The 3,316-nt window shown below is 61.1% G+C and carries 3 protein-coding genes, 1 pseudogene and 1 riboswitch; all 4 genes and pseudogenes read left to right on the top strand.

What is annotated here, in order from left to right; all coding sequences use genetic code 11:
* A pseudogene (locus Q0341_RS04460) lies at nucleotides 1-217 on the top strand (aminoglycoside phosphotransferase); the annotation flags it as partial.
* 2 nt (nucleotides 218-219) lie between these two features.
* On the top strand, nucleotides 220-939 hold the full coding sequence (locus tag Q0341_RS04455) for a 16S rRNA (uracil(1498)-N(3))-methyltransferase (RefSeq protein WP_299510859.1): 720 nt from the start codon (nucleotides 220-222) through the stop codon (nucleotides 937-939).
* Between the two features lie 75 nt (nucleotides 940-1,014).
* A riboswitch (S-adenosyl-L-homocysteine riboswitch) is annotated at nucleotides 1,015-1,112 on the top strand.
* An 80-nt stretch (nucleotides 1,113-1,192) separates the two neighbouring features.
* On the top strand, nucleotides 1,193-2,626 hold the full coding sequence (gene ahcY / locus Q0341_RS04450; protein ID WP_299510858.1) for an adenosylhomocysteinase: 1,434 nt from the start codon (nucleotides 1,193-1,195) through the stop codon (nucleotides 2,624-2,626).
* 178 nt (nucleotides 2,627-2,804) lie between these two features.
* On the top strand, nucleotides 2,805-3,316 hold a 512-nt coding region (locus tag Q0341_RS04445; RefSeq protein WP_299510857.1), incomplete at its 3' end, for an SAM-dependent methyltransferase.

Raw genomic sequence — 3,316 nt, 5'->3', positions numbered from 1 at the left:
ATGGATGGGCCTGCAGCGCCACCTGAAAGTGGCCGGCATCTTTGCCCGCCTGACGCTGCGCGACGGCAAGCCCAAATACCTGGCCGATGCGCCGCGTTTCCTGCATTACATCCGCACCACCTGCGACCGCTATCGCGAACTGGGCCCTCTGCTCAAATTGATCGATGAGATCGAAGGCACCACCCCGCAAGTGGGTTTTGCTTACGGACGCATGTGAGCATGCCCCGCTTTTATTGCCCCGCCCCTTTGGCCGCCGGCTTGGCCCTGAGCCTGCCCCCGGGCGCTGCCCGCCATGTGCAGGTGCTGCGCCTGCAACCGGGCGATTTCATCACCTTGTTCAACGGTGAAGGCGGCGAGTTTGATGCCACCGTGACCCGCATGGGCCGCAGCGATGTGGATGTGGAAGTCGGCGCACACCACACTGTGGAGCGCGAAGCGGCCCGCGCTGTGCACCTGCTGGCGGGCATCACCGCCAACGACCGCATGGACTGGCTGGTGGAAAAAGCCACCGAGTTGGGCGTGGCCAGCATCACGCCCCTGGTGGCCGAGCGCTGCGTACTCAAACTCAAAGGCGAGCGGGCCGAGAAAAAAATTGCGCACTGGCAAGGCGTGGCTATAGCCGCAGCCGAGCAGTGCGGGCGCAACCGGGTGCCCAGCATCCACCCGGCCGTGACATTGGCCGAGTGGGTCAAAAAGGCCCCACCGGGTGAGCGCTGGGTGCTGTCGCTGTCCGAAGGCACACAGCCTGTGGCCCAGGTGCTGGGTCAAGCACCGAAGATGCCCATGACACCGGTCACCGTGCTCAGCGGCCCCGAGGGCGGTCTGAGCCCCGCAGAAGAGTTGGCAGCCCTGAGCGCCGGTTTTCTGCCCGTGACCCTGGGGCCACGCGTGTTGCGGGCCGAAACGGCACCGCTGGCAGTGCTGGCCCTTTGCGCCTGAGGTCAGGGCCCCAAAGACCACCAGGCAAAAGGCCTGCTGGCCCCTTGGAAACAAACAGACTGCTGTAGAATGCACCCTTCCGAGGAGCGTTGCAGCGCCCCCTGACTTGCCAGCCAAGTCGGCAGCGGGGCGTGAGGCTCGGAACACTTCAACAGCAACGACGCTCATCCACACGACGTGCGGTGAGCCTGTTTTTCCCTATCAGTGCTTTTCCCATGCGTGTGGTTCATTCACATTGCTTGGAGCTTTTCTCATGAATGCACGTATCCCTTCCACCCTCAACGCCGACTGCGTGATTGCTGACATCGGCTTGGCCGATTGGGGCCGCAAAGAAATCAAAATCGCCGAGACCGAAATGCCTGGTCTCATGGCCATACGCGAAGAGTTCAACAAGGCGCAGCCACTGAAAGGCGCGCGCATCACCGGCTCGCTGCACATGACCATTCAAACGGCTGTGCTGATCGAGACCTTGCAAGCCTTGGGTGCCGACGTGCGCTGGGCTTCTTGCAATATATTCTCGACGCAGGACCACGCGGCTGCCGCGATTGCCGCCAAAGGCACACCGGTGTTCGCCATCAAGGGCGAAACCTTGGCCGACTACTGGGATTACACCCACCGCATTTTTGAATTCGGCACAGCGGGCACCGAAGGCGAAGGCCCCAACATGATCCTGGACGACGGCGGCGACGCCACGTTGTTGATGCACTTGGGCAAGCGCGCCGAAACCGATGCCTCTTTGATCGCCAACCCCGGCAGCGAAGAAGAAGTTTGTTTGTTCAACGCGATCAAAGCCAAATTGGCGATTGACCCCACTTGGTACACACGCAAAGGCGCTCACATCATTGGCGTGACCGAAGAGACCACCACCGGCGTGTTGCGCCTGAACGAAATGGCCGCTAAGGGCAGCTTGATGTTCCGCGCCATCAACGTGAACGATTCGGTGACCAAAAGCAAGTTCGACAACCTGTACGGCTGCCGCGAATCTTTGGTCGATTCGATCAAGCGTGCCACCGACGTGATGATCGCCGGCAAAGTGGCCGTGGTCGCCGGTTACGGTGACGTGGGCAAGGGCTCGGCCCAAGCCCTGCGCGCCCTGAGCGCCCAAGTCTGGGTGACCGAGATCGACCCCATCAACGCCCTGCAAGCCGCGATGGAAGGCTTCAAAGTCGTGACCATGGAATACGCCGCCGACAAGTGCGACATCTTCGTGTCGGCCACCGGCAACAAGAACGTGATCCGCTACGAGCACATGGCCGCCATGAAAGACGAAGCCATCGTCTGCAACATCGGTCACTTTGACAATGAAATCGACGTCGTTTCGCTGGAAAAATGCCAGTGGGACGAGATCAAGCCGCAAGTCGACCACGTCATCTTCCCCGATGGCAAGAAGATCACCCTGTTGGCCAAGGGCCGTTTGGTGAACCTGGGTTGCGCCACCGGCCACCCCAGCTTCGTGATGTCGTCCTCGTTTGCCAACCAGACCATCGCCCAGATCGAGCTGTTCACCAAGCAAGACCAGTACGAGTCCGGCAAGGTTTATGTCTTGCCCAAGCACCTGGACGAGAAAGTGGCGCGTTTGCACCTGAAGAAAGTCGGCGCGATGTTGTCCGAATTGAGCGAAGAGCAAGCGGCCTACATTGGCGTGTCCAAGAACGGTCCTTACAAGGCTGACACTTACCGCTATTGATGCGCTGAGTGGGTTGGCGGTCCGAGCCTGCGTGGTGTTGTCGTGACGCCATGTCGGGGCTGAAGCCGCCGACCTACAGATGCCGCTCCGCAGGTCGGTGGCTTCAGCCCCGACATGTTCGACCCGACACCATCGCGTGCTTATCCTGCTCCCTATTGTTTGATTGAAACCTCACCGCATGCGCATTGACCAACTTCTCGTCGAACGTGGCTTGGCCGCTTCTCGCTCACAAGCCCAGCGACTGATTGCTGGAGGCGTGAAGTGGCAGCAGCCCGACGGCGCTTGGCGCACCGTCGTCAAGAACCGCGACGAGGTGCCCGAAAGCGCGGCCTTGGAGTTGCTCGACGATGCCGAGTCGCGCTACGTTTCGCGTGGCGGCCTCAAGCTCGAAGGGGCTTTGAAGGCCACGGGCGTTCTGGTGGATGGTTTGCGCTGCCTGGATGTGGGGCAAAGCACCGGTGGTTTCACCGATTGCTTGCTGCAGTTTGGTGCAGCCGAGGTGGTGGGCGTGGATGTGGGCCACGCCCAAGTGCACCCGCGCATCAGTCAAGACGAACGCGTGGTCTGCATCGAAGGTGTGAATGCCCGTGAGTTAGAGCCGGGCGACGAGCGCATTCCTGAGGCGCTGGAAGGCTTTGACCTGATGGTGGGCGATGTGTCCTTCATTGCGCTGACCGTGGTGCTGCCAGG

Origin of the sequence: uncultured Limnohabitans sp. (assembly GCF_937889215.1) — a bacterium.
Lineage (GTDB): Bacteria > Pseudomonadota > Gammaproteobacteria > Burkholderiales > Burkholderiaceae_C > Limnohabitans_A.
The sequence above is the reverse complement of the archived record's forward strand: the minus strand, read 5'-3'. Positions and strand labels throughout refer to the sequence as shown.

What these genes read in the sequence shown, in the direction of transcription:
- Q0341_RS04455 (WP_299510859.1), top strand. Translation starts at nt 220, where the DNA reads ATGCCCCGCTTTTATTGCCCCGCCCCTTTGGCCGCCGGCTTGGCCCTG.
- ahcY (WP_299510858.1), top strand. Translation starts at nt 1,193, where the DNA reads ATGAATGCACGTATCCCTTCCACCCTCAACGCCGACTGCGTGATTGCT.